The following is a 26,282-nucleotide window of genomic DNA, read 5'->3' on the forward strand; positions in this document are numbered from 1 at the left end:
CTCCTACTCGCTCGCCGGGGCGGTGGACGAGGACGCAACCGGTGCCGACGACTCGGTGACCGCGGTGCGGTGGTGCTTGCGGAGCCACCAGAGCCCGGCGATCGGCAGCACGAGCGGCGCGAAGGCGTAGCCCATCCCGTAGTACGACCAGATGGTGTCGTCGGGGAACAACTGGCGGTCGAACAGCGACAGGGTGCCGATGACGAGCACGCCGGTCATCTCGAACACGATCGTGACGCAGGCGACCCGGTACCAGAACCGGCCGGGCACGATGAGGGCGATCATCGCGACGATGTAGACGACGGCAGCGATGGCACTGAGCGTGTAGGCGAACGGTGCGAACGAGAACTTCTCGATGATCTGCACGACGCTGCGTCCGGTCGCCGCCAGCGCGAGGATGCCGTACACGGCGATGAGGACGCGGCCGATGCCGGTCGCGAGTGAGGATCTGGTCGCCATTGCACCGATTCTACCGACGCGCGGCTCCGCGCATGACCTCTGGCGTCAGTTCAGCGCGAACCAGATCTGGTACATCCGGTAGACCATCACCGCGACGGTGAAGGCCCCGGCGCCGAGCACCACGGTGCTCCACTTCGTGCGGTCGACCAGTGCCCACACGACCGCGGCCGGTGGGACGAGCAGCACCGACACGGCGTACACCCCGAACTCGAGCGCGTTGCCGTCGGGCGGACTGCCCGTCGCGGGCAGCACGATCGAGATGACGCCCTGCACCAGGAGCAGCAGTTCGATGAGCACGAGGGCGCCGACGGTGTAGTCGTTCGGCTTCCAGCCGATGAACCCCACGACGACCGCGAAGAGCCCCACCACCACGGCGAGCACCAGCTGCACCCACATGTACCACTCGATCACGCGCGGGCTCCGGTCTGCGAGGAGGACGACGCACCGGGCGTCGGGAAGTTCGTGATGACCCGGAGCAGTCCACGGCGGACGGAGACGAGGCCGACCAGCCGGTCGTCGGACGCGGTGACCGCTGCCACCGGACCGTCCGAGTCGGGGTGCTCGGCCGCGACGCGCTTGCCGTCGCTGAGGTCCTTCGCCGAGGCTGCGTCGAGGGTCACGGACGAGAAGAGCCGCCGGGCGATGTCCGCCGGACGTGCGAGCGCGGCGCGGACGTCGACGGTGTCGTCCTCGAGGTCGATCGCGTCCTGCACGTCGAACGGTCCGACGCGGGTCCGCCGGAGCGCGACGAGGTGCGCTCCGGTGCCGAGGGCAGCGCCGACGTCACGCGCGAGCGCGCGGACGTAGGTGCCCGACGAGCAGGTCACGACGACGTCGAGGTCCACCACGGCGACGTCGGTGCCGTCGACGGCGACGGTCCGCTCGTTCCGCGTCGTCACGTCGAACTGCGAGACGGTCACCGTGCGCGACTTGAGCTCCACCGCCTCGCCCTTGCGCGCCAGGTCGTAGGCACGGCGCCCGTCGACCTTGATCGCGCTGACCGTGGACGGGACCTGGTCGATCACACCCCGCTGTGCTGCGACGGCGGTCTCGACGGCGTCGTCCGAGACGTCGGCAGCGATCACACCGACGGCAGTGGTCGGCGTGCCGTCGGCGTCGTCCGAGTCCGTCGAGACACCGAGCCGGATGGTCGCCGTGTAGGTCTTGTCCAGGCCCACCAGGTGCGTCAGCAACCGGGTGGACGGCCCGATGCCGAGCAGCAGCAGCCCGGTGGCCATGGGGTCGAGGGTCCCGGCGTGGCCGACCTTCTTCAGGCCGAGGCGCCGACGGGCGATGGAGACCACCCGGTGGCTGGAGATCCCCTGCGGTTTGTCGACGAGGAGGATGCCGTCCGGCGCGGTTTCGAGCACCAGGCGAGATTACCAGCGCCGGTCAGCAGGCGTCGTTCCACTCGCGACGGGGGTGCTCGGGATCGGTGACGTCGAGCACGGCGGAGGCCGCGATCTTCACGTCGGCACGGCGCTCGAGCCGGCCGGACTCCTGCTCCACCCACAGCGACCAGCGCCACAGGGTGCGCACCCCCGGGGCCAGGACGCCCCGTCCGTGCACGACCAGGACACCGTCACCGGCTCCGGTCGTGCGGAACGGCGTCACCAGGTCGGACCGGAGCGTGTCCTGGTCGGCGGACGGCGCGGCTGCCGCCATCGCGGAGACCCCGTGCTGCTCGAAACCGGTGACGAGCGCGGCCGCGACCCGTTCGAGGTCGGTGCCGTCCTGCCCGTCGACGCCGATGACGGTGCGGTTCGTGCCGACCTGCGCGATCGCCTCTGCAGCGATCGCAGCCATCGTGTCGGTCTCTTCTGGTGCCCAGCGTGCCATGCGTCCACCGTAGGCTGTCGAGGTGAACGCGAGTCGGGCCTCCAGACCGGATGTGGACGAACCGACCGCGCGACGCGGCGTGCAGGAGCCGGCCACGCCGGAACGGCCCGACATCGCGACCCCGCTGATCGCGTGGTTCCGGCAGCAGGCGCGGGACCTGCCGTGGCGGCGCCCCGGCTTCCCCGCGTGGGGGACGCTCGTCAGCGAGATCATGCTGCAGCAGACGCAGGTCGCGCGCGTGATCCCCCGTCTGGAGGCGTGGCTCACCCGGTGGCCGACGCCTCGCCACCTCGCGGACTCGCCGCCGTCCGAGGCGGTGCGTGCCTGGGACCGGCTCGGCTATCCGAGACGCGCGCTCGCGCTGCACGCGGCGGCGACCGCCATCGCGACCCACCACGGCAACGTCGTGCCGCGCGACGTCGACGCCCTGCTCGCGCTGCCGGGCATCGGCGACTACACCGCGCGGGCCGTCGCGGTCTTCGCGTACGGCGACCGGCACCCGGTCGTGGACGTCAACGTGCGCCGCGTGCTCGCACGTGCCGTCCTCGGCCAGGGCGAACCCGGCCCGGCGAAGGCGAAGCAGGACCTCCCGCTGATGGAGTCCGTGCTGCCGGCGGACCGCGACGACGCAGCCGCCACGAACGCCGCCGTGATGGAGCTCGGCGCGCTCGTGTGCGTGTCCCGCTCCCCCGCGTGCGACGCGTGCCCGATCGCGGACCGCTGCGTGTGGCGTGCGGCCGGGTACCCGGAGCACGACGGGCCGCGAGTTCCGCGGCAGGCGAAGTTCGCCGGCAGTGACCGCCAGGTGCGCGGCCTGATCATGGCCGAGCTGCGCGCCAGCGACGTGCCGGTCACCCGGTCCGAGATCGAACCGGTGTGGCCGGACGCCGACCAGCGCGACCGGGCGCTCGCGTCGCTCCTGCGTGACGGACTGGCCGTCGGCGACGACGCGAGCGGCTACCAGCTGCCCGGGACCTAGGAACGCGGCTCGGTGGAGCCGTCGGTCTCGGCAGCGTCGTCGGCTTCGTCGTCCTCGTCGCGCTTGTACGGGTCGGCGTCGCCGGCGTACGTCGCGCCCACCGAGGCTGCCCGCACCTGCTCGTCACGCACCTGGGCCTGCACGAGCAGGTCCTCCATGTGTGCCGAGGTCTCGGGCAGGGCGTCGGCGATGAACTCGAGCGACGGCGTGAGCCGGGCGGTGATGTTCTTGCCGACCTCGGACCGGAGCATGCCGGTCGCGGCCTTGAGCGCCGCGGCCGAGTCCGCACGCTCCTCGTCGGTGCCGTACACGGTGTAGAAGATCGACGCGTGCTGCAGGTCACCGGTCACACGGACGTCGGTGATCGTGACGAACCCGAGTCGCGGGTCCCGCAGACCCTTGTCGAGTCGACGTGCGACGACTTCCTTGATGCGGTCCGCCATCTTGCGTGCGCGCTGCGGATCGGCCATTGGTGCCTCCTGAGGCAGTGGCGGGACGCTTCCCGCCGGTGGTCCTGCGTGGGAAAGGGGTCGGGCCCCGGCCTCCCGCACGGGGAGGCCGGGGCCCAGAGGAGTCACGCGATCAGTCGCGCGGCTTCTCGACGAGTTCGGTCGTCTCGACCTCGTCGCCGATCTGGATGTCGTTGAACTTGCCCAGACCGATACCGGCTTCGAAGTCCGTGCGGACCTCGGTCACGTCGTCCTTGAAGCGACGCAGCGACTCGATGGCCAGGCCATCGGCGATCACCACACCCTCGCGGATGACGCGCGCCTTGGCGTTGCGCGTGATCGTGCCGGAGCGGACGATGACACCCGCGATGTTGCCGAACTTCGAGGAACGGAACACCTCGCGGATCTCGGCGACGCCCGACTGGACCTCTTCGTACTCGGGCTTGAGCATGCCCTTGAGGGACTGCTCGATGTCGTCGAGTGCGTTGTAGATGACCGAGTAGAAGCGCACGTCGATGCCTTCACGCGCCGCACGCTCACGGGCCTTGACGTCCGGACGGACGTTGAAGCCGATGACGATGGCGTTGTCGATCGTGGCGAGGTCGATGTCCGACTCCGTGATCGCACCGACACCGCGGTGCAGGATGCGGAGCTGGACGCTGTCGTCGACCTCGATGTCCAGGAGCGACTGCTCGAGTGCCTCGACGGCACCGGAGACGTCACCCTTGATGATGAGGTTGAGCGACTCGACCTTGCCCTCTTCGAGAGCACGGGTGAAGTCCTCGAGCGAGATGCGCTTGCGCGACTTCGCCAGCAGGGCGTTGCGCTCGGCGGCTTCTCGCTTCTCGGCGATCTGACGAGCCGTGCGGTCCTCTTCGGTGACGAGGAAGGTGTCACCGGCGCGGGGCACCGAGGACAGACCCTGCACCTGGACCGGGCGGCTCGGCGTCGCGGCCTTGACCGCGACCCCGTTCTCGTCCGTCATCGCACGGACTCGGCCGTAGGCCGTGCCCGCCACGATGGCGTCACCGACGTGGAGCGTGCCGGACTGGATGAGGACCGTGGCGACTGCACCGCGACCCTTGTCGAGCCGGGCCTCGATCGCGACACCACGGGCGTCCTTGTCGGGGTTCGCACGCAGGTCGAGACCGGCGTCCGCGGTGAGCAGCACGGCGTCCAGGAGCTCCTGGATGCCGATGTTCTGCCGCGCCGACACGTCGACGAACATGACGTCGCCGCCGTACTCCTCGGCCACCAGGTTGTACTCGGTGAGCTGCTGGCGGACCTTGGCGGGGTTCGCGCCTTCCTTGTCGATCTTGTTGACCGCGACGACGATCGGCACACCGGCCGACTGCGCGTGGTTCAACGCCTCGATGGTCTGGGGCATGATGCCGTCGTCCGCCGCGACCACGAGGATCGCGATGTCCGTCACCTGCGCACCGCGGGCACGCATGGCCGTGAAGGCCTCGTGACCCGGGGTGTCGATGAAGGTGATCGGGCGGTCGATGCCCTCGTGCTGGGCGACGATCTGGTACGCACCGATGTGCTGGGTGATGCCACCGGCCTCGCCCTCGACGACCTTCGAGTTGCGGATCGCGTCGAGGAGGCGGGTCTTGCCGTGGTCGACGTGACCCATGACGGTGACCACCGGCGGCCGCTGCTGCAGCACGTCGTCGTCTTCGTCCTCGAGTTCTGCGTCGAGGTCGATGTCGAAGCCCTCGAGGAGCTCCTTGTCCTCGTCCTCGGGCGAGACGATCTGGATCTTGTAGCCCAGCTCGTCACCGAGGACCTCGAACGTGGCCTCGTCCAGCGACTCGGTCGCGGTCGCCATCTCACCGAGGTGGAACAGCACCGTCACGAGGTTGCCGGGCATGGCGTCGATCTTGTCCGCGAAGTCCGAGATGCTCGCACCACGACGGAGTCGGACGACCGTGTTGCCGTCGCCGCGAGGGACCTGCACACCGCCGAGCGACGGTGCCTGACGCATCTCATACTCGGCGCGCTTCGTCCGCTTCGACTTGCGGGCACGGCTCTTGCCGCCACCGCGACCGAACGCACCGGCGGTACCACCACCGGGGCCACGACCACGGCCACCGCCACCGGCGGGACGCGGGCCGCTGAAGGCCGGACGCGGGAAGCCGCCACCGGCACCGCCGCCGGCACCCGGACGGGCACCGGGGCCGCCACGGCCACCACCCTGGCCCGGGCGCTGCCCGAAGCCGTTGGGACGGTTGCCCTGACCGGGACCACCGGGACGCGGAGCACCCGGACGGGGCGTGCCCGGACGCGGGGGCTGCGGACGCGGGATGCCACCGCCACCGGCTGCGCCGGCGGCCGGGCGCTGGCCCATGCCCTGGTTGGACGAGTACGGGTTGTTGCCGGGGCGCGGCGGGCGCGAGCCCATGCCCTGGTTCGACGAGTACGGGTTGTTGCCCGGACGTGCACCGGGCTTGGGGCCACCCGGCTTCGGACCGGCGGCCGCGGGAGCCTTCGGGCTGGTGCCCGGCTTCACGGCGTCGGACTTCGGCGCTGCGTCGGTCGACCCGCCTGCCTCGGCGGCCTGCTTCTCAGCGGCCTGCTTCTCGGCGCGGGCCTTCTGCGCGGCCTCGGCCTCGGCCTGTCGCTGGGCGACGGACTTCGGTGCGGCCGGTGCGGGCACGTCGGCAGCGGGTGCTGCCGGGGCCTCGGGCTCGGGAGCCGGTGCCGGACGAGCCGGGCCCGGACGGGGGCCGCCGGGCTTCGGTGCACTCGACTTCGGCGCGCTTGCCTTGGCGGGTGCGCTCGGCGCGGAGGCCGAGGCGGCGGGCTTCGCCGCGGGGGCGCCGTCTGCCTGGAGGGCGGCACGGAGCTTCCGTGCCACGGGGGGCTCGATGCTCGAGCTGGCACCCCGGACGAACTCGCCGAGCTCCTTGAGCTTCTCGAGTGCGGTCTTGCTGTCGACGCCGAGTTCGCTTGCGATCTCGTGTACGCGTGGTTTAGCCACTGTTCTCCTTCACGGGTCCCACCCCGTGAAGGGGCAGGACTCAATGGATGACGGGTCTCATTTCGAGCCGCTCATCAGTTGTCCATAAGCCGTTCAGCCTGTTCTGTCATGTCCGGGCGCTCGGCCGGTTCCTGTGGGAGACCGACGATGTGGTCGAGCACCGCGGACGTGTCGGGATCGCGATCCAACCGGAGCGCACGGCGGAAAGCCCTGCGCTTGACGGCCAGATCGTAGGCATCGACGGTCGGTGTGAGCCACGCTCCCCGCCCCGGCATGACTGCCTTCGGATCCGCCACGACACGGCCGTCGCTCAGGGCGACGACTCGGAGGAGGGAGGATCGGGAAGCGCGACGACGACTGCCGATGCACGTTCTGACGGGAACCACTCTACTCCTTGCCTCGGACGTGCGCGATCCGGCGCGCCCTCGCAGGGCGCGCCGGGAGCGAAATCGTCCTAGTCCTCGCCGTCCAGGATGGAGTCCGGCTGGATGTCGATGCGGGCACCGGTGAGCTTCGCGGCGAGGCGGGCGTTCTGCCCTTCCTTGCCGATCGCGAGCGACAGCTGGTAGTCCGGCACGAGCGCGCGGACGGCCTTCGTCGAGGCGTCGAGCACGAACGCACTCGTCACCTTGGCCGGCGACAGGGCGCTCGCGACGAACGACGCCAGGTCGGACGAGTAGTCGACGATGTCGATCTTCTCGGCACCGAGCTCGTTCGTGACGGCGCGGACACGTGCGCCGAGCTCGCCGATGCAGGCACCCTTCGCGTTCACACCGGGCTCGTTCGCCTTGACGGCGATCTTCGTGCGGTGCCCGGCCTCGCGGGCGAGCGAGGTGATCTCGACGACACCGGACGCGATCTCCGGGACCTCGAGCGCGAAGAGCTTCCGGACGAGGCCCGGGTGCGTGCGCGAGACGATGATCTGCGGGCCCTTGTTGCCACGGGCCACGCTCGTCACGTAGACGCGGATGCGGGAGCCGTGCGTGTAGGACTCCCCCGGCACCTGCTCCTCGGGCGGCAGGATCGCCTCGATCGTCCCGAGGTCGACGTGCACCATCTTCGGGTTCGGGCCCTGCTGGACCACGCCCGCGACGATGTCGCCTTCCTTGCCGCGGAACTCGCCGAGGATCTTGTCGTCGCCGATGTCGCGCAGGCGCTGGTTGATGACCTGCTTCGCCGCGAAGGCCGCGATGCGTCCGAAGTCACTCGGCTGGTCGACGGCTTCACCGATGACGGTGCCCTCGTCGTCGAGCTCGGGGACGTAGACGCTGACCTCGCCGGACTTGCGGTCGAGCTCCACACGCGACTGCGCGTGGGCCGGCTCGCCGTTCTCGTCGGCGTGCTTCTGGTAGGCGGTCAGGATGGCAGATTCGATGATCTGGACGAGCTCGTCGAACGGGATCTCCCGCTCGCGCTCCATGAGTCGCAGGACTGCGAGATCGATCTTCACCGAGGTGCCTCCGTATTCAGATGAGTCGCTCCTGCGGGGTGGAACTGCGCAGAAGTCGGCCACAAGCCTACCCCAGAACCAGGAGACGGACAGGAGGCCCGTGGCGGCGTCGCCACGGGCCTCCTGTCCGTCAGGGGTCGCGTCTAGATCGCCCGGACCGCGTCGAGCAGGTCGGCCACCGGCACGTCGCGGCGGTCGCCGGTCGCGCGGTCCCACAGCTCGACGACGCCCTCGGCGGCGCCGCGGCCGGCGACGACGACGATCGGCATGCCGAGCAGCTCGGCATCGCGGAGCTTCACGCCGGGCGACACCTTCGGGCGGTCGTCGTACAGCACGTCGAACCGCTCGCCCTCGAGCTCGGCGACGACGGAGGCCGCCAGGTCGTAGGCGACCTGGTCACGTCCGGTGGCGACGATGTGCACGTCGAACGGCGCGACGTTCTTCGGCCAGACCAGGCCCTTCTCGTCGTTGTGGGACTCGGCCAGGATCGCGAGGATGCGGGTCACGCCGATGCCGTACGAGCCCATCGTGACCGTGGCGAGCTTGCCGTTCTCGTCCTGCACCTTGAGACCGAGCGCCTCGGCGTACTTCCGACCGAGCTGGAACACGTGCCCGATCTCCATGCCGCGAGCGGTCTCGAGCGGGCCGGAGCCGTCCGGGGACGGGTCACCGGCGCGGACGTCGGAGACCTCGACGACACCGTCGGCCACGAAGTCGCGGCCGGCGACGAGGCCGGAGACGTGCACGCCGCGCTCGTTGGCGCCGGTGATCCAGCTCGTGCCGTCGACCACACGGGGGTCGACGAAGTAGCGGATGCCGGTGGCGCTGTCGGCTCCGAGGACCTGCGGGCCGATGTAGCCCTTCACCAGGCCCCGGTGCTTCTTGAAGTCGTCGTCGCCGGCGGCCTCGACCTCGGCCGGGGCGAACGACACCTCGGCGCGCTTCAGGTCGACGTCGCGGTCACCGGGCAGGCCGACGACCACGACCTCGCGCGTGCCGTCGAGGTGGGTGAGCGCGAGGACGACGTTCTTCAGCGTGTCGGCCGCGGTCCACGGAGCACCATCGCGCGGCGCGACCTGGTTCGCGTGGGCGACGAGCGTGTCGATCGTCGGGGTGTCCGATGCCGGCAGCAGCACGGGCTCGGGCTGGCCCTCGATCGGCAGCGACTCGGGGACGGGGGTGACGTAGGCCTCGACGTTGGCCGCGTAGCCGCCGGCGCTGCGGACGAAGGTGTCCTCGCCGACGCCGATCGGGTGCAGGAACTCCTCGGACTTGGAGCCGCCCATCGCGCCGGCGTCGGCCTTGACGATGACGTAGTCGAGGCCGAGGCGGGCGAAGATCTTCTCGTACGCGTCGCGCATGACCTGGTAGCTGCGCTCGAGGCCCTCGTCGGTGAGGTCGAACGAGTACGCGTCCTTCATGGTGAACTCGCGGCCGCGCAGGAGTCCGGCGCGGGGCCGGGCCTCGTCGCGGTACTTGTCCTGGATCTGGAACAGCGTCACCGGCAGGTCCTTGTAGGACGAGTACAGGTCCTTCACCAGGAGCGCGAACATCTCCTCGTGCGTGGGCGCGAGCAGGTAGTCGGAGCCCTTGCGGTCCTGCAGGCGGAACATGCCGTCGCCGTACTCGGTCCAGCGGTTCGTCGCCTCGTACGGCTCGCGCGGCAGCAGCGCCGGCAGCAGGACCTCCTGCGCACCGGCGGCGACCATCTCGTCGCGGATGATCGCCTCGATCTTGGCGCGCACGCGGAGTCCGAGCGGCAGCCAGGCGAAGATCCCCGGGGACTGGCGACGGACGTACCCGGCGCGGACGAGCAGCTTGTGGCTCGTCACCTCGGCGTCGGAGGGGTCGTCGCGGAGCGTACGGAGGAACAGATGCGAAAGCCGTGTGACCACGGGGCAAGCCTAGTGGCGGTGCCTGCCCGGTGCGTGCGGCCCCTCGCACCACGCGCGAGAACGACGCGTCGCGCGCCACGCGCGAGAACGACGCGTCGGGCGCCCACCGCGCGAGAACCGGCGCTAGACGGTCGTGACGACCTGGGGCGTGCCCGTGGCGGCGGCCGGACCCATCTCGTCCGCGATGCGGTTCGCCTCGTCGATCAGGGTCTGGACGATCTCGGCCTCGGGCACGGTCTTGACGACCTGGCCCTTGACGAAGATCTGCCCCTTGCCGTTGCCCGAGGCGACGCCCAGGTCGGCCTCGCGTGCCTCGCCCGGGCCGTTCACGACGCAGCCCATGACGGCGACTCGGAGCGGGACGGTCATGCCCTCGAGCCCCTTGGTGACGTCGTTCGCGAGCTGGTACACGTCGACCTGCGCGCGACCGCAGCTCGGGCAGGAGACGATCTCGAGCTTGCGCTCCCGCAGGTTGAGCGACTGCAGGATCTGCAGGCCGACCTTGACCTCTTGCGCGGGCGGGGCGGAGAGCGACACGCGGATGGTGTCGCCGATGCCCTCGGCCAGCAGGATGCCGAACGCGGTGGCGCTCTTGATGGTGCCCTGGAACTCCGGGCCGGCCTCGGTCACGCCGAGATGCAGCGGCCAGTCGCCGGCGGCGGCGAGCTGGCGGTAGGCCTTGACCATGACGATCGGGTCGTTGTGCTTGACCGAGATCTTGAAGTCGTGGAAGTCGTGCTCCTCGAACAGCGAGGCTTCCCACACGGCGGACTCGACGAGCGCCTCGGGGGTGGCCTTGCCGTACTTCTGCAGCAGGCTCGGCTCGAGCGACCCCGCGTTCACGCCGATGCGGAGCGAGACGCCGGCGGCCTTGGCGGCCTTGGCGATCGCGCCGACCTGGTCGTCGAACTTGCGGATGTTGCCCGGGTTGACGCGGACGGCGGCACAGCCGGCGTCGATCGCCTGGAAGACGTACTTCGGCTGGAAGTGGATGTCGGCGATCACGGGGATCTGCGACTTCTTCGCGATGATCGCCAGCGCGTCGGCGTCGTCCTGGGTGGGCACGGCGACCCGGACGATGTCGCAGCCCGAGGCCGTGAGCTCGGCGATCTGCTGCAGCGTCGCGTTGATGTTCGTGGTCTGCGTCGTGGTCATCGACTGCACGGACACCGGGGCGTCGCCGCCCACGAGCACCTTGCCGACCCGGATCTGCCGCGACCTGCGACGCGGAGCGAGGGTTTCGGGGGACTTGGGCATACCGAGGTTGACTGCGGGCACGTGAGCACTCTACGCGCTCGGTCTGACCGTGCCGGGTCCGGTCCCCGTGGGTCCGTTCAGAGGTCCCCGACCGAGTCCACGACGGTGATGAGCGGGGCGTAGAGCCGCATCACCGCGAGCGCACGGTCGTGGTCCTCGTCGGTCCCGCCGGCGCACGCGTCGGCCACGACGGTCACCGTCGCACCGGCGTCGGCCGCCGCCAGCGCGGTCGACAGCACGCAGCAGTCGGTCGAGACCCCCGTCAGCACCAGGTGCGGGTGGTCGCCGACGACGGCCTGGAGGCTCGTCCCCCACTTGCCGAAGGTCGGCTCCGTCACGACGGGGTCGTTCCGGTCCGCGGCGGCCGACGCGAACGGCTCGGTGAGCGCGTACAGCGGGTCGGCGTCCGGGACCAGTGCGAAGGGCCAGTCGCGGTAGTACGGCACCCACGCGCCCTCGGGCTGCGCCGGTGCCACGAAGCGGGTGAACACCGTGCGGCCCGTGAACCGCGGCAGGAGCCGCTCGACGCCGGCGCCGGCGTGGTCGTACCGCGGTGCGGCCCACGGGTTCTCGCCGGTGAAGACCTGCTGCATGTCGATGACGACGAGCCAGGCGTCGTCGCGGATCGCAGCGCTCATCGCAGGCCATCCGGGGTGCCGAGTGCTTCCTGACGGCGGATCGACCCGCGCGCGAACAGCAGCGTGCCGAGGAACCCGACGACCAGGGCGACGAGGACGCCGAGGTTCGCGTACGCCCACGGCCCCTCGCGGCCACCGAGGCCGAACGGGCCGAGCAGGTAGCCCTGCCAGTTGAGCCAGGCGGGGACGCCGTAGGTGTTCGTCACGAGGCCCCACCCGAGCACGGTACCGAGCACGACGAGCGCGATCGGCAGCCATCGGACATCGCCGTAGCGCCCGCGGCGGTCGTCGAGCTCGGCCTCGGCGTAGGCGCGTCGACGGAGCAGGACGTCGGCGACGAAGATCCCGGCCCACGCGGCGATCGGGACGCCGAGGGTCACGAGGAAGGCCTGGAACGGCGAGATGAAGTCCTGCGCGAAGAAGGCGACGTAGACGGCACCGGCGACCATGATCACGCCGTCGACACCCGCGGCGGCCGGACGCGAGATCTTCACACCGACGCTCAGCAGTGCGAGGCCCGACGAGTAGATGTCGAGGACGGCTCCCCCGACGAGCCCGAGGATCGCCACGATCGCGAACGGGATGAGGAACCAGACGGGGAGCACCGTCGTGAGCGCGCCGATCGGGTCGGCTCCGATCGCGTCGTTCAGGTCCGGTGACGACCCCGCCAGCATCACGCCGATCACCACGAGGACTGCCGGTGCGAGGGCACCGCCGAACGTCGTCCAGCCGACGACACCGCCCGTCGAGGCGTTCCGTGGCAGGTACCGCGAGTAGTCAGCGGCGGCGTTCACCCAGCCGAGTCCGAACCCGGTCATCACGAGGACGAGCGCCCCGATGACGTTCTGCCCGCTGCCGGACGGGAGGGCACCGAGCGCTGCGAAGTCGATCGTCGGCGCGGCGAGCACGATGTAGACAACCGTCAACACGGCGGTGACGACGGTGATCACGGTCTGCAGGCGCATGATGACGTCGAACCCGGCGATGCCGGCTCCGACGATCAGTGCGGCGACCACGACGAGCGCGACGATCTTCGTCAGCACCCCGCCGTCCCAGCCGAGCTCGGTGAACACCGTCGAGGTCGCCAGGACCGCCAGCGCGGCGAGCGACGTCTCCCACCCGACGGTGAGGACCCAGCTGAGGAACGACGGCACGCGGTTGCCACGGACCCCGAAGGCCGCGCGGCTCAGCACCATCGTCGGCGCGGACCCGCGTTTGCCGGCGATCGCGACGACGCCGCACAGCAGGAACGAGAACACCACCCCGATGACCGAGACGATCGTCGCCTGGGCCAGCGAGATGCCGAAGCCGAGGACGAAGGAGCCGTAGCTCAGGCCGAGGACGGAGATGTTGGCGGCGAACCACGGCCAGAACAACCCCCTCGGGGTGCCCTTCCGGTCGGACTCGGCGATGACGTCGAGCCCCTGGCGTTCGACGGCGCGAACCTCGGGCGGGTTCGTGGCGGCTGTGCTCATGCGCTGAGCGTAGTGGCTCGGCAGCCCTACCCGAAGAGGTTCACCGGTCGAACGATGTCGGCGTAGATGAGCAGGGCGCTCATGCCCGCCAGCAGCACCACGACCACCATCGTCAGCGGCATCGTCTTCGCCAGGTCGATGGGCCCCGGGTCCGCCTTGCCGACGAGCTTGAACGAGCGTCGCTTGATCGCTTCCCAGAGCGCACCCGCGATGTGTCCGCCGTCGAGGGGCAGCAGCGGCACCATGTTCAGCACGAACAGGCCGATGTTGAGCGAGGCCAGCAGCCCGAGGATCGTGTACGCCTTGTCGACCACGGGGACACCGCTCATCGACGAGACCTCGCCGATCGCACGGCCCACGCCCACCACCGACACGGGGCTGTCCTGCGACCGCTCCTGGGCACCGAACGCGGCGTTCCACACCGCGACCAGGCGCTGCGGCAGGTCGATGATCAGGTGCGCCGACGCCGCGATCTGGGCGCCGGTCGCGGGCAGCACCTCGGCCGGGGACTGCCGCACCAGGGACTGCCCGATGCTCACGCCGACCACGCCGACGCGCTGGGTCTTCGTGGTGCCGTCGTCGTTCTCGACGACCTTGCCCTCGGCGTCGTAGACGTCGCGGGTGGCGGTCGTCGGGGTGATCTCGAGGGTCTTGCGGGCGCCGTCGCGCTCGACCACCACGGTGACCTGCTCACCGGCGGACTCCTGGAAGACCTCGGAGACGCGGGTGATCGTGGGGTCCTGCTCGCCGTTCACCGAGAGCACGACGTCGCCGGACTCGATGCCCGCCTGCTTCGCCGGCGACACGGCGTCGCCGGGCGAGCACTCGGTCGTCCGGCTGTTCGGCAGCACGCACCCGACGCTCGACGTGAAGGTCGTGGTCGGCGCCCCGAACCCGCACAGCAGGACACCGAACAGCACGATGCCGATCACCAGGTTCATGGCCGGGCCAGCGACCATCACGATGATCCGCTTCCACGGCGTCAGGCGGTAGAAGGCGCGGGAGTCGTCGCCACCGGAGTCCGCGATCTGCTCGGCGCTGGCCTGGCGGGCGTCCTGCACGAACGCGCCGTACATGCCGGTGTTCGTGATGGCGTTCGCCCGGCCCGAGGCGCGCGGCTTGAGCATGCCGACCATCGAGATGTACCCACCGAGCAGGATCGGACGGATCCCGTACTCGGTCTCACCCCGCTTGAACGACCACATCGCCTTGCCGAAGCCCAGTGAGTACTGCGTCACCTTGACGTTGAAGAGCTTCGCGAAGGACAGGTGCCCCAGCTCGTGGAGTCCGATCGAGACCAGCAGGCCGATGATGAAGACGACCACGCCGAGGACGAAGAGCAGGACGGATTCGACGGTCACCGGGAAAGAGTACGGGACTGATTCCATGACGGAGCCGAGCGCCGTCTGAGAGGTGATCAGGGCCTCCCGTCCGTCGCCGTCCGCGGTCTGCCGCCTCCGCGTCGGACGGGAGGCGCGACTCGCGTCAGCGGGTCAGCGCGCGGTCCGCAGCGGTGCGCGCCCACTGCTCCGCCGCGAGCACGCCGTCGAGTGACGGCTCCCCCGCGGTGTGCTCCTCGACGATGCGCTCGACCGTGTCGACGATGTCCAGGAAACCGATCGCGCCGGCGTGGAACGCGGCGACGGCCTGCTCGTTCGCGGCGTTGAACACGGCCGGGAACGTCCCGCCCAGCTCGCCCACCCGCTTCGCCAGGGCGACGGCGCCGAAGGCCTCCTGGTCGAGGGGCTCGAACGTCCACGTGCTCGCGGTCGTCCAGTCGAGCGGCACGCCGACACCCGGCACCCGGTCCGGCCAGGCCAGGCCGAGCGCGATCGGCAGGCGCATGTCCGGCGGCGACGCCTGGGCGATGGTGGAACCGTCGACGAACTCGACCATCGAGTGCACGATCGACTGCGCGTGCACGGTGACGTCGATGCGGTCGTACGGCACGTCGAAGAGCAGGTGGGCCTCGATGACCTCGAGCCCCTTGTTCACCAGGGTGGCGGAGTTCGTCGTGACGACGAGCCCCATGTCCCAGGTGGGGTGCGCCAGCGCCTGGGCAGGGGTGACGTCGCGGAGCTGCTCGCGGGTGCGCCCGCGGAACGGGCCCCCGCTCGCGGTGAGGACGAGCCGCTGCACCTCGGTGTCGACGCCGGCGCGGAGCGCTTGCGCGATCGCGGAGTGCTCGCTGTCGACGGGCACGATCTGACCGGGCGCCGCGGCCTGCTGCACGAGGGAGCCGCCGACGATCAGGCTCTCCTTGTTCGCGAGGGCGAGTGTGGCACCGCTCTCGAGTGCGGCCAGCGTCGGACCGAGCCCGACCGAACCGGTGATGCCGTTGAGCACGACGTCGGCCTCGACGCTCCGGACGAGCCGCTCCGAGTCGGCCGCTCCGAACGCGGTGTCGCGCACGCCGAAGCGGGCGGCCTGCTCGGCGACGAGATCGCGGTTGCTGCCGGCGGTGAGGCCGACGACCTCGAACCGGTCGGGGTTGCGGGCGACGACGTCGAGCGCCTGGGTGCCGATCGAGCCGGTGCTGCCGAGGACGACGATGCGTCTGCGATCCGGACCGGTGCTGCCGGGGCGGCCGTCCGTCACGGTCAGCCCTTGGCGAGGATGTCGACCACGAAGACGAGCGTGGCGTTCTTCGGGATGCCCGAGCCCTCCTGCGGGTTGGCGCCGTAGGCGTCCTCCGGCGTGGCGACGATCAGGACCTGTGAGCCGACCTTCTGCCCGACGAGCCCGGTGACGAAGCCCTTGATGAGTGCGCTCTCCGACACGGTGAAGGTGGTGGGGACGCCCTTCGACCACGAGGAGTCGAACTCCTTGCCGGTGTCGTAGACGACGCCCTTGTACTGCACGAGTGCGGTGTCGCCGTCGGCGATCTCGGTGCCGTCGCCCTGCTTCAGCACCTCGACCGTGGTCTTCGTGGGCGCCTTCACGCCGTCGGGGACCGTGATCTCCGGCTCACCCGAGGCCTTGTCCTCGACCGTGGGCAGGGCCGGGTCCTGGTCCCGCGGGGTGCCGGTCGCCTTGGTCGGCGTCTGCGCGACGACGTCCGCGACCACGACGATCTCGCCGCCGGTGTTGAAACCGAGTGCGGAGGACTGTCCGACCGCGGCAATCCGGTCGCCCACCTTCGAGCAGGCGAGGAGCGCGCCGAAGCCCGACCCGCCGACGGACAGGACCTGCGGGTTGCCCTCGTCGAAGCCGACGGTGCCGAGCTTCTTGGCGTCCGACGTCTCGTACACGCTGTAGGACACCTGCGCGTAGTCGCCCTCGTCGAGCGCCGCGCCCTTCCCCTTCACGAGCCGGGTGGCCTGCGGCGTCTTCGCGGACAGGCCCGAGGCGAACTTCACCGTCGGGGCCTTCGTGCCACCGAACGACCCGGTCGCCTCGACGGCGTCGGAGGACTTCCCCGGGTCGGGGCAGGAGGTGATCGCCGAGGCCGTGGCACTGGCCGACGGGGTCGGCGAGGCCGAGGACCCGTCCGAGCCGGAGCCGGAGCAGGCGGCGAGTCCCAGCACGACGGCGGGGACGATGGCGATCGGGAGCAGGCGGAGACGCTTCACGAGGACCTAGTCTGCCCCACCAGTCGAAGAGTCCCCTGCCAATGACGCAGGTCGGACGACCAGCTGCGGCTCGTGGTGCACCGGGAACGCCACGGACCGCGCGATGAAGCAGAGCTGGTTGGCGGTGACGTGTGCGGCTTCGGCGTCCTCGACGCGGTCGGCCTCGAGGATCGTGACGACCGGGTGCAGGGTCGCCTCGGTCAGTTCACCCGAACCGTCACGGTTCAGGCGGAGCGACGCGGTCGCGGTGTCCTGGTAGTCCACGACGGTGAAGCCCTTCGTGACCGCGACGTGCAGGTAGCTGAGCATGTGGCACTGGGCGAGCGCCGCGAGCACCATCTCCTCGGGGTTCCAGCGGTCACGGTCCCCGCGGAACGTCGGGTCGGCGGAGCCGGGGACGTCGGGTTTGCCCGTCGCCGAGACCACGTGTTCGCGGCCGTAGTCGCGGTACCCGGACGTGCCGGTCCCGCGGTCGCCGGTCCAGCTGACGGAGACCTCGTAGGAGTGGTCGTGCACGGGTGCGCCCCTTCGCCTTGGCTAGCATGGCGGCATGACGGTGAGCCCCGAAGTCCGCAGTGATCGCCATCCTCTCACCGCCGACGGTTCGGTCGAGCTGGCGGTGCTCGAACGCTCAGGGTTCGACGAGAGCCGACACATCGGCGCCGGCGTCGTCGTCGACGCGACCGGCACGGTGATCGACTCCGTGGGCGACGTGACGGCGAGCATCTACCCGCGTTCCACCATGAAGCCGTTCCAGGCCCTGGCGGTCCGACGTGCCGGTGCGCTGTTCTCGGACGAGGAGCTCGTCCTCACCACGGCGAGCCACGCCGGTACCGCGGCGCACCAGGCGCTCGCCCTGCACATGCTCGAGTCCTTCGACCACATCGAGGCCGACCTCGGCTGCCCGCCCGACATGCCGTTCGACCGCGGCACCGCCCGCACGATGGACGGACCCCGCCGACTGGCGATGAACTGCTCCGGCAAGCACGCCGGCATGCTCGCGGCCTGCCGGGTGAACGGGTGGGACGAGGCCACCTACCTCGACATCGAGCACCCGTTGCAGCAGCGGGTGCGTTCCGTGGTCGAGGAGTACACGCACGAGACCGTCGACCTGGTCGGCACGGACGGCTGCGGCGCCCCCGTGTTCCCGCTGACCCTGACGGGGCTGGCACGCGGGTTCGCCGGCGTCGTGGCACGGGCCGACGACGACTCCGCCGCGCTGACCGACGCGGTCCTGGCGCACCCGTGGGCGATCGATGGAGTCGGGCGCGCGAACACGGTCACCATCGAGCGGCTGCAGGTGCTGGCGAAGCTCGGTGCCGAGGGCGTCATGGTCATGGGGTTGCCCGGCGGCGCCGCGGTGGCGGTGAAGGTGCTCGACGGCTCGCAGCGGGCCGGCACCCTGGCAGCACTGGCCCTGCTCGAGCGGAACGGCCTCGTGGCGTCCGACGGTGTGGCCGAGGTGCTCGAGGCGACCGGTGAGCGGGTGCTCGGTGGTGGCGTCCCCGTCGGTGCGGTGCGCGCCGGCGCCGGGCTGCGCTGATCCGTCGCGAGTGCTGTTCCTCGGTCGGCGCTGATACCCGGACCGCGCTGGTCATCGGTCCGCACTGACGGGGTCGGGGGCGAGGACCGGCAGCGCCGGGGACACGCGGACGACCCCGTGGCCGTCGAGTCGACGGACGGAGCAGCCGTACCGCGAGACCTCGACGGTGACGTCCCGGTGTCGGGGCGCTGCTCCGAGTCCGGGGACGAGCACCACCGTGCCGAGCGGTCGGCCGTCGGCGCCCATCCACACCGCGATCGAGGTCCCCGACGGAAGGGTCTCCGCTGACGGCGTGCTCGGGGTGGTCGGGGCCGGATCGTCGCTGCCGGAGCCCGCTGCGTCGAGGACTCCTGGCGCGACGGCCCATCGCAGATCGTCGTCGGCGTGGACGGCAGCGGCTCGGAGCTGCTCGGCGAGCCCGCGGAACACCGCGACGGCGAGTGCTCCGGCACCGACGACCACCACGTGGGACCCGGCGTCGACGCGGAGCAGGTCACCGCCCGGCCCGTGCCCGAGGACGAGTGCCGGCAGGCCGTCACCGTCCTCGGGGGTCGGTCCCATCGGCTGCTCCGGCGCGCCGAGCGGATCGGCCGCGGCGGGTTGGTCCGGCCCGTGCGGCGCAACGACCTGGGCCGGACGGGTTCCGGGATCCGGCGGCGCCGACTGGTGCAGCACCACGTCGACCAGGGCGCAGCACGCACCCGCCCCGAGCAGGACGGTCTGCCCCGCGCCACCGATCGGCGCGAGGACGCCGGCCACGACGAGCGCGACCGCGGCCCCCACGATCACACAGCGGGCGGTGAAGCGGGTCATGTCCCCATCGCACCAGGTACGAAGGGCCCAGCGCTGGTCCGCGACGGATCTGTGGAGAAGTCGCCTACTGCACGAGGAAGAACTGCTCACCGATGTCGACGCGGGCGCCACGCTCGACGCGGTACCGCCGACCGGGCTCGCAGCGGCGGATCGATCCATCGATGTGCCGGACCACCGTGCCGTTGCCGGAGAACCGGTCGGAGACCCACAGGTCGTCGCCGTCGCGGCCGAGCTCGAGGTGGGTCTTCGACACGGACTTGCCCGGGTCGTGCACGGTCAGCAGGTCGTCGTACCGCTCCCCCGGCTGCGGTCGCGGCAGGCGTCCGAGCAGGCCGGTGCCGTGCACCCCGAGCCGTTCACCCGTGCTGAAGTGCAGGACGAACGGCGCCCGGGTCGGGGTCTTCGCGACGATGCGGGTCTCGTCGACGTCGTCGTCGTCGGCGGCGTCGGCGTCGTCGTCGTCGTCGAGCGCATCGGCTCCGGCGTTCGACTCCGACCGGCTCGCCGCCGGGAACGGCAGCGCGGGTCCGGTCGCTCCGGGGATCGGGGGCAGCGGTGCAGCCAAGGGCGCACCGGTGGTGGTGGCGGACGGCGCGGAGGACGGGACGGTCGCGGAACCGAGCACCGGCGGGAGTGGGGTGCGCGGCACGGCGGACGCCTCGGGCTCGCCCACCGGGGCAGCGTGCGCCCCTCGGGGGCGACGGCCCGCACCGGACTGCTCGACCCCGGCACGGAGCGACTCGTCGTCCACCCGGACCTCGTCGTTCGGCTCGTCGCCCTGCTCGTCGCGTGCAGTGATCTCGTCGGAGCTGTTCTCGTCGGAGCCGCTCTCGTCGGACTCGTCCGAGCCCGTGGGCTCAGACGATCCACCGGCCGGCTCGTCCGCATCGTCGGTCGTTCCGGACGTCTCGGTGCCGTCAGACCCCTGGGCGCCGTCAGACCCCTGGGTGCCGTCGGATCCCTCTGCTGCCCAGTCGGGTCGGGTCATCGGCAAGGGCACGACGGGGCCGGTGAAGGCCGCGGTGACCGCCGGGCGGACGGCTCCGCACTCGCCGCAGAAGATGTCGTCGGGCTCGAGCCGGTTGCCACAGACGTGGCAGATGGTCGTCTCGTGCATGCCGGGGGTGACGAGCGGGGCCGGACGCGGCGGCCGTCGATCGATGAGCGGCTCGACCACGGCGGTGTCCCCGGGCTGCGGGGGCGACACGACGGCGGGGCGGTCGTCCGCGGCACTCGTCTCCGACGCCGCCACGATCACCTCGTCGCGCTCCGGCTCGGAGCCGGCCTGGGCATCCTGTTCGCCCTGTGCGCCCTGTGGTTCCGACGCAGGAGCCCCGGCGCCCTGCTCGGCCGCCGGTTCGGCAGCTGCTCCTGGCACCGGCGGAACGACCGGCTCGGACGGCGTCTCGGCAGCCGGGGTACCGCGGCCCACCCACCAGGACGGACCGGCGGGTGCCGCTGGGGGTGCGGTGGCGGCTGGCGGCGCCCACACGGGCAGAGCGGGCTCCGCGGTGTGCGGAGGTGCGACGGGCTGCTGCGCCGTCTGCTCAGGAGCGGGCGACGCGGCATCACGCACCGGGGTCGCGGGCGTCGCTGGGCGACCGGGAGCCGGGGCGATGCGGGTGCGCTCGGGATCGTCGGCGTCGAGGGGCTCGGACGGGTAGGCGTCGGGGTCGAGAGCCGGCTCCGGATCCGACTGGCCCGGCGCACCCGACCAGTCCCCGAGTCCGGATCCGGCGCCGTGAACGTGGGAGGGCGCCTGGCGCGGTGCGAAGTCGTCGGGACGCTGCACCGGCACGGGTGCCGGCGGTTCGGTTCCACGGCGGTCGGCACCGGTGAGCCAGGCGCGGGTGGCGGGATCGAGCGTGGCTTCGGGCAACCAGGCGTCGGAGGCCGGGTCGGACCGTCGGCCATGGGCGTCGGGCTGCTGCAACGGTGGCGGCGGTGCCTGTTCGACGGGGGTCGGCGCGACCGGGCGACGGCTCGCCGCGGCGGTGACCGCGCGTCCGCATTCACCGCAGAAGATCGCTCCGTCCGGGAGCATCGATCCGCAGTGTTCGCATCTGATCACGTGGTGCCTCTGTCCTCACTCGGCCGTCCACGACGCTCGTCCGGCCTCTGGACATCGTAGTCGCCGTGCCCCGACGCAGTCTGGCCGTCGGTCACACGACGGGACCGTGGCGTCGGACGACGCCCGGTTCCCCGCAGCGACCGGAGTGACACGGCGGTGCGGAACCGTTCCCGCCGGGTCCGCCCGGTCCGGAGCGAAGCGACCGCGTCGTCCGTCGCCGCCCACATGCGATCGGCGGTCGTCTGGTCGGCGTCGCTCGGACCGAACACCGCTCGGTCGGCCAGTGCCGCGAGTCCGGTGCCGCCGTCACCCGGTGCACCGACCACGGCTTCACGTCGGGTGGCGGAACGCCGCACGTCGTGCCCGCGGTCGAGCAGCGCGTCGCGGTACTCGTCCCAGGCACCGACGATGCGACCCCGGTGCGTGGTGGCGTTCCGTCGTCGTCGCCGTCGCAGTCGCTTCAGCAGCACGATCACGGCGAACGGCAACAGGACGAGTGCGACCACGCCGAGGGTCCCGAGGGCCCAGGGCAGCACGGCGAGCAGGATCCGGAGCCAGAGCGGCTGCACCGGCGGCGTGTTCCGGTCGCTCTCGGGCGGCGTCTGCTGGTCCTGGTCCTGCTGGTCCACCGGGGGCGGCGGCACGACCGTCTCCGGTCGGGTCACCGGCTGCGGGGTCTGCTGCTGCTCGTCCGGGATCTCACGCACCTCGGGGTTCGGGTTGAGCATCACCCACCCCCACTGCGCGGTGTCCACCTCGATGCGTGCCGTGACGTCGGACCCACGGAAGGTCGTCGTCCCGCCACGCGCTGCGGTGCCGTCGCTGCCCGAGTCACCCCCGGCCGTGAAGCCCATCACGACCCGCGCGGGGAACCCGAGCTGGTCGGCCATCAGCGCGGCCGCCGCGGCGTACTGTTCCTGGTCACCGATCATCAGGGGCGCGGTGAGGAGCTCCTGGACGCGGTCGGCGCCGTGGCCGGACCGACTCATCCGGTCGTCACCGACACCGTGACTGACGTACCCCTTCCGCTGCAGAGCCTGCACCGCGGCGAGGAGCTTCGCGCCGGGTGCCGACACGTCCTCTGTCGTCGACTCCACGGTGTCGCGCACGGCGTCGGGGACGTTCCGTGCGGTGGGAACCGCGGCGCTCCCTGGCCGCGCGGTGGCCAGCTGCCGTTCCGTCGGCTGGTCGGGCAGCACCGCCGTCAGGTCGTAGGACGTGCCGTCCCCCACTCCGCCGACCACGGCGCCGGTGCCGGTCGATCCGTTGTAGAAGAAGGCGCCGCGCTCGTCGTCCGCGTCCTGCCCGGTGAACTCCACGCGCTCCAGGGCGCCGACGGTCGGCAGCCACACACCGCGGTACCCGTCGACCGTCACACCGACGTCGACCGTGGTGCCCCGGACGCCACGGACGTCGACCGCGGTCGGCACGCGTTCGAAGGTGCCCGAGCCCGCCGAGCCGTCGGCGCCGCCGACCCGGTAGACCACGCCGTCGTAGGTGTCGAGCGTCGCGATGCGGACGAACCCACCCTCGGGCAGGCCGGTCACCCGGAGCTGGATCGCGTCCGAGGCAGTGGATTCCTCGTAGGCGCGGAACCCGCTGAGCGGACTGACGTAGTCGCGGGGGTCGAACGGCTTCACGACGTCGGTGCGCGCGACGGTGCGGTCACCGGAGGGCGGTGCGACCAGGCCGAGGCCGGTCGCGACGACCGCCGCGGCCACGATGGTGCCGGTGCCCACGAGCGCGGGTCGGACGATGGACCGTGCGACCGGCACCCGTGAACCGATGGTGGTCGCCACGGCGACCGCACGACGCGCGTGCCGGACCGTCAGCGCCCAGACGAGGGCGAGACCGACCAGGACGACCGCCGTCACGATCGACGTGTCGAGCCGGCTCGGCCCGACGACCACCCCCACCGCGAAGAGCACCAGTGCCGGGATGCTCGCGAGTTCCTGCCGGGAGGCGCGGGTCGCCACGCTCACGGCGGTCACCGTCGCCACGAGCAACGTCACGAAGTAGGGCACGAGGAGCGCTTCGTAGGAGCCCACCGGGAGGCTGATGGTCACCAGCTGCTTCCAGCCGAGGGCGACGCCGGCGAAGAGGTCGAGGAGTCCGTGTCCGGTGGGCAGCAGGCCGTTCGCCTGGCTCGGCACGGCGGCGGGGACGCCGGTCAGCGTGAACGCGGCGACGGTCGCGATCGCCACGACAGCCGTCGGGAGCCTGAGCAGGGTGCCGAGGAGCGCGACGATCGTGCCGATGACGATCGCGGTGACCGCGGCGGTGATCATCGCGCCGTCCCGGTACACCGGCCACCAGGACGTGCTCGCGACGGCCAGCAACAGCCAGACCGCCAGCGTGCCGCCGGCGAGGCGGAACGGGACGAGCCGACGGGCATCGCGACGGTCGGATCGCCGGGTCGAGCGTCTCGCCCGGTCCGCCGCAGGGGTCGGGGTGGTCACGGGTGCGGCGCTCATGCTGCCGACGCCGATCGGTGCAGGGCGTGCCGGAGGTCGTCCAGGTAACCGATGGTCATCACGGTCAGACCCGCGACACGCAGGAACCGCGGCTGGGCCTCGGGCTCGCACATCACCGCGACGACCTCCACCCCGACGGGGAACCGCGTGGCGGCGAGTCGGAGCGCGGGCAGGCCGACGGTCGAGCCCACGACGAGGAACGCGACGGAGATGCCGTCGGTGTCGCTGCCGACGATCCGGGAGACCTCGGCGATCGGCAGGCACGCGTCGGCGAGGCCGACCGAGGCGAAGTCGTCGAGCAGGCGCGTCGGCGTGACGGTGGGGAGCATCCGGACGGCGTACACCGCACGCTTCGCGAACTCCGGAGTGCGCTGGGACACCACGACCGAGACCTCACGGCCGTCGCGGATCGCCCGCGCGCCGAGGGAAGCGGCCGCGCTCACCGCGAGCTCGAACTCCTCGTCGTCGGCGAACTCACCGCGCGCGATGCCGAGCGCGACGACGAGGTGCGAGCGACGGGTGTCCTCGAACTGCCGGACCATGAGCGCGCCGGACTTCGCGGTCGACTTCCAGTGGATGGTGCGCGGGTCGTCGCCGGGCATGTACTCGCGGATGGCGTGGAAAGCGATGTCCGCGGGCGACAGGTCGGTCGTCGCCTGCCCCTCGAGGTCACGCACCAGGCCTGTGCTCGTCGACGGGATCGCGATGGTGCGCGGGTGCACGATGACCTGCTCGCGGGCGGTCCAGACGAGCTCACGGCGGACGAGTCCCACCGGGTCTGCGCGGACCCCCGTCACGGGCCCGACGTCGAGCACCCCGCGGCGGAGCGTCGGGACGGGGACCTGGCGCTCGAAGGTGCCGTGCGGCCCGATGGCCGGGATCGCGACGTCGACCAGGCCTGATCCGACCGGCACCTCGACGGTGGTCGGCACCGACGGCAGGCGCGTGGGGTTCTCGGCCGTGATGACCACGCCAGCGTCGTCGCCGACCGCCACACGGTGCTGCGGCAGCCGCATCCGGATCTCCAGCCGCGACCGGCCGATCAACGCCACCGCAGCGACCACCGCGAGCACGGCGCCGGCGAACCCGACGACGACGACCTCCCGCAGGCCGAACCGGTAGCCGGCCACGAACGCGACGAGCGTCAGCGCGGCGACCGTCCACCCGAGCCCGGTGACGACGGACGAGACCTCGCCCCAGAGACGCAGGACGAGCCTCCAGGCCGTTGCCCAGAGCCGGACGATCCCGATGACCGCATCCGCTGCGACGCCCTCGCGGTCACCGACGATCCTCGTCCGGACGTTGGTCATGCCGGTGACCGTCCCCGTGCGCTCGTACGCCGCTGTGCCACGACGCGACCGCGTCGAGGACGGACGGCGTGAGCGCGTGGAGACGGGCCGGCGGTCCGTCACGTCGTGACTCGGTCGGCGGGCGGCGGGGTCTCCACCAGGAGCTGCGCGATGACGCTCGGTGCGCTGACGCCGTCGAACTCGGCCTCGGCGTCGAGCACCAGGCGGTGCGCGAGGACCGGGACGGCCAGCGCCTTCACGTCGTCCGGTGTGACGTAGTGGCGACCACTCAGCGCCGCGAGGACACGGGAAGCACGGATCAGACCCATCGCCCCGCGGACGCTGACGCCGAGTCGGACCTCGCTCGCGGAGCGGGTCGCGTCCACCAGGCGGGCGACGTAGTCGGCGATCACGGCGTCGACGTGCACGGTGCGCGCCAGGGCGGCCATCTCGGTGATGGTCGCGGCGGGCACGACGCTCGCCAGCGGGACTGACGCCGACGGAGCCGACGAGGTCTCGAGGATCTTCACCGTCGCGGCGTGGTCGGGGTAGCCGATGGACGTCTTCATGAGGAAGCGGTCGAGCTGCGCCTCGGGCAGGCGGTAGGTGCCGGCCTGCTCGATCGGGTTCTGGGTCGCGATGACCATGAACGGCGCAGCGAGACGGTGGTTGACGCCGTCGACCGTGATCGCGGACTCCTCCATCGCCTCGAGCAGCGCGGACTGGGTCTTCGGGCTCGCACGGTTGATCTCGTCGGCGAGCACGATGTTCGCGAAGACCGGCCCGCGGTGGAAGTCGAACTCCTGCGTCCGCTGGTCGTAGACGCTGATGCCGGTGATGTCGCCCGGCAGCAGGTCGGGGGTGAACTGGATGCGGTTCGTGGAGCCCTGCACGCTCTGCGCCATCGCTCGGGCGAGGCTCGTCTTGCCCGTGCCGGGGACGTCCTCGAGGAGCAGGTGCCCCTCGCTGAGCATCGCCGTGACCGCGAGACGGATCACGAACGTCTTCCCGAGGAGCACCTGCTCGACGTTGGTCACGATGCGGCCTGCGACGTCGGCGAACCAGGTGGCCTGCTCCGGGGTCATGCTCATGCGGG

At 71.5% G+C, this 26,282-nt stretch carries 23 protein-coding genes; 2 read left to right on the forward strand and 21 right to left on the reverse strand.

The window, feature by feature from the left end:
- Window positions 1-3: 3 nt before the first annotated feature.
- From DEJ30_RS02935 to DEJ30_RS02950, 4 genes are read right to left on the reverse strand one after another with little or no spacing between them, the layout of a single operon-like run.
- A complete protein-coding gene (locus DEJ30_RS02935; protein WP_110858985.1) occupies window positions 4-459 on the reverse strand; it encodes a hypothetical protein in 456 nt (151 codons plus the stop codon).
- 45 nt (window positions 460-504) lie between these two features.
- Window positions 505-870 carry a hypothetical protein gene (locus DEJ30_RS02940; RefSeq protein WP_110858986.1) on the reverse strand — a complete coding sequence of 122 codons (366 nt, stop codon included), beginning with the start codon at window positions 868-870 and terminating at the stop codon, window positions 505-507.
- On the reverse strand, window positions 867-1,829 hold the full coding sequence (truB, locus tag DEJ30_RS02945) for a tRNA pseudouridine(55) synthase TruB (protein WP_110858987.1): 963 nt from the start codon (window positions 1,827-1,829) through the stop codon (window positions 867-869). The genes DEJ30_RS02940 and truB overlap by 4 nt, the downstream gene beginning before the upstream one ends.
- A gap of 22 nt (window positions 1,830-1,851) precedes the next feature.
- Window positions 1,852-2,298 (reverse strand): hypothetical protein, encoded by a 447-nt coding sequence (locus DEJ30_RS02950; RefSeq protein WP_111123646.1) that lies wholly within the window; start codon window positions 2,296-2,298, stop codon window positions 1,852-1,854.
- Between the two features lie 52 nt (window positions 2,299-2,350).
- Here DEJ30_RS02950 and DEJ30_RS02955 point away from each other — a divergent pair, with 52 nt between their 5' ends.
- The gene (locus DEJ30_RS02955; RefSeq protein WP_375231863.1) at window positions 2,351-3,277 is read left to right on the forward strand and encodes an A/G-specific adenine glycosylase; all 927 of its coding nucleotides are present in this window, start codon (window positions 2,351-2,353) and stop codon (window positions 3,275-3,277) included.
- On the opposite strand, the gene rbfA is transcribed toward DEJ30_RS02955, so the two are convergent.
- From rbfA to DEJ30_RS03015, 12 genes are all read right to left on the reverse strand, one after another.
- Complete coding sequence (gene rbfA, locus DEJ30_RS02960; RefSeq protein WP_110858989.1) at window positions 3,274-3,747, reverse strand: 30S ribosome-binding factor RbfA; 474 nt, start codon at window positions 3,745-3,747, stop codon at window positions 3,274-3,276. The two genes, DEJ30_RS02955 and rbfA, sit on opposite strands and share 4 nt — an antisense overlap.
- A 112-nt stretch (window positions 3,748-3,859) precedes the next feature.
- A complete protein-coding gene (infB, locus tag DEJ30_RS02965; protein WP_110858990.1) occupies window positions 3,860-6,709 on the reverse strand; it encodes a translation initiation factor IF-2 in 2,850 nt (949 codons plus the stop codon).
- Window positions 6,710-6,783: 74 nt separating this feature from the next.
- Entirely contained in the window at window positions 6,784-7,095 is a 312-nt protein-coding gene (locus DEJ30_RS02970) for a YlxR family protein (protein WP_031259737.1), read from the reverse strand.
- Between the two features lie 68 nt (window positions 7,096-7,163).
- Entirely contained in the window at window positions 7,164-8,159 is a 996-nt protein-coding gene (gene nusA / locus DEJ30_RS02975; RefSeq protein ID WP_027465762.1) for a transcription termination factor NusA, read from the reverse strand.
- A 143-nt stretch (window positions 8,160-8,302) separates the two neighbouring features.
- Window positions 8,303-10,054, reverse strand: a complete 1,752-nt coding sequence (locus DEJ30_RS02980) for a proline--tRNA ligase (RefSeq protein ID WP_110858991.1) — start codon at window positions 10,052-10,054, stop codon at window positions 8,303-8,305.
- Window positions 10,055-10,177: 123 nt separating this feature from the next.
- On the reverse strand, window positions 10,178-11,332 hold the full coding sequence (gene ispG / locus DEJ30_RS02985; protein ID WP_181419978.1) for a flavodoxin-dependent (E)-4-hydroxy-3-methylbut-2-enyl-diphosphate synthase: 1,155 nt from the start codon (window positions 11,330-11,332) through the stop codon (window positions 10,178-10,180).
- A 56-nt stretch (window positions 11,333-11,388) separates the two neighbouring features.
- Window positions 11,389-11,949, reverse strand: a complete 561-nt coding sequence (locus DEJ30_RS02990) for a cysteine hydrolase family protein (protein WP_110858993.1) — start codon at window positions 11,947-11,949, stop codon at window positions 11,389-11,391.
- Complete coding sequence (locus tag DEJ30_RS02995) at window positions 11,946-13,424, reverse strand: cytosine permease (RefSeq protein WP_110858994.1); 1,479 nt, start codon at window positions 13,422-13,424, stop codon at window positions 11,946-11,948. The genes DEJ30_RS02990 and DEJ30_RS02995 overlap by 4 nt, the downstream gene beginning before the upstream one ends.
- Window positions 13,425-13,450: 26 nt before the next feature.
- Complete coding sequence (locus DEJ30_RS03000) at window positions 13,451-14,785, reverse strand: RIP metalloprotease (RefSeq protein WP_181419979.1); 1,335 nt, start codon at window positions 14,783-14,785, stop codon at window positions 13,451-13,453.
- A gap of 124 nt (window positions 14,786-14,909) precedes the next feature.
- Complete coding sequence (gene dxr, locus DEJ30_RS03005) at window positions 14,910-16,022, reverse strand: 1-deoxy-D-xylulose-5-phosphate reductoisomerase (protein ID WP_110858996.1); 1,113 nt, start codon at window positions 16,020-16,022, stop codon at window positions 14,910-14,912.
- Between the two features lie 2 nt (window positions 16,023-16,024).
- Complete coding sequence (locus tag DEJ30_RS03010; protein ID WP_110858997.1) at window positions 16,025-16,996, reverse strand: FKBP-type peptidyl-prolyl cis-trans isomerase; 972 nt, start codon at window positions 16,994-16,996, stop codon at window positions 16,025-16,027.
- A gap of 6 nt (window positions 16,997-17,002) precedes the next feature.
- Complete coding sequence (locus DEJ30_RS03015) at window positions 17,003-17,512, reverse strand: OsmC family protein (RefSeq protein WP_110858998.1); 510 nt, start codon at window positions 17,510-17,512, stop codon at window positions 17,003-17,005.
- A 34-nt stretch (window positions 17,513-17,546) separates the two neighbouring features.
- Between DEJ30_RS03015 and DEJ30_RS03020 the strand changes: the two genes are divergently transcribed.
- Window positions 17,547-18,539: an asparaginase gene (locus DEJ30_RS03020; RefSeq protein WP_110858999.1), complete on the forward strand. Its 993-nt coding sequence runs from the start codon at window positions 17,547-17,549 to the stop codon at window positions 18,537-18,539.
- A gap of 51 nt (window positions 18,540-18,590) precedes the next feature.
- Here DEJ30_RS03020 and DEJ30_RS03025 read toward each other — a convergent pair whose 3' ends face one another.
- The 5 genes from DEJ30_RS03025 to DEJ30_RS03045 all read right to left on the reverse strand — a co-directional run bounded on the left by DEJ30_RS03025 (window position 18,591) and on the right by DEJ30_RS03045 (window position 26,277).
- Complete coding sequence (locus tag DEJ30_RS03025) at window positions 18,591-19,352, reverse strand: hypothetical protein (RefSeq protein ID WP_110859000.1); 762 nt, start codon at window positions 19,350-19,352, stop codon at window positions 18,591-18,593.
- Between the two features lie 64 nt (window positions 19,353-19,416).
- Complete coding sequence (locus tag DEJ30_RS03030; protein ID WP_110859001.1) at window positions 19,417-21,423, reverse strand: zinc-ribbon domain-containing protein; 2,007 nt, start codon at window positions 21,421-21,423, stop codon at window positions 19,417-19,419.
- Window positions 21,420-23,897 carry a transglutaminaseTgpA domain-containing protein gene (locus DEJ30_RS03035; RefSeq protein ID WP_110859002.1) on the reverse strand — a complete coding sequence of 826 codons (2,478 nt, stop codon included), beginning with the start codon at window positions 23,895-23,897 and terminating at the stop codon, window positions 21,420-21,422. Before DEJ30_RS03035 ends, DEJ30_RS03030 begins: the two co-directional genes overlap by 4 nt.
- Window positions 23,894-25,207, reverse strand: a complete 1,314-nt coding sequence (locus tag DEJ30_RS03040) for a DUF58 domain-containing protein (RefSeq protein ID WP_258369794.1) — start codon at window positions 25,205-25,207, stop codon at window positions 23,894-23,896. Before DEJ30_RS03040 ends, DEJ30_RS03035 begins: the two co-directional genes overlap by 4 nt.
- Window positions 25,208-25,305: 98 nt before the next feature.
- The gene (locus DEJ30_RS03045; RefSeq protein WP_110859004.1) at window positions 25,306-26,277 is read right to left on the reverse strand and encodes a MoxR family ATPase; all 972 of its coding nucleotides are present in this window, start codon (window positions 26,275-26,277) and stop codon (window positions 25,306-25,308) included.
- Between the last annotated feature and the right edge of the window lie 5 nt (window positions 26,278-26,282).

Source organism: Curtobacterium sp. MCPF17_003, from assembly GCF_003224385.1.
GTDB lineage: Bacteria > Actinomycetota > Actinomycetes > Actinomycetales > Microbacteriaceae > Curtobacterium > Curtobacterium flaccumfaciens.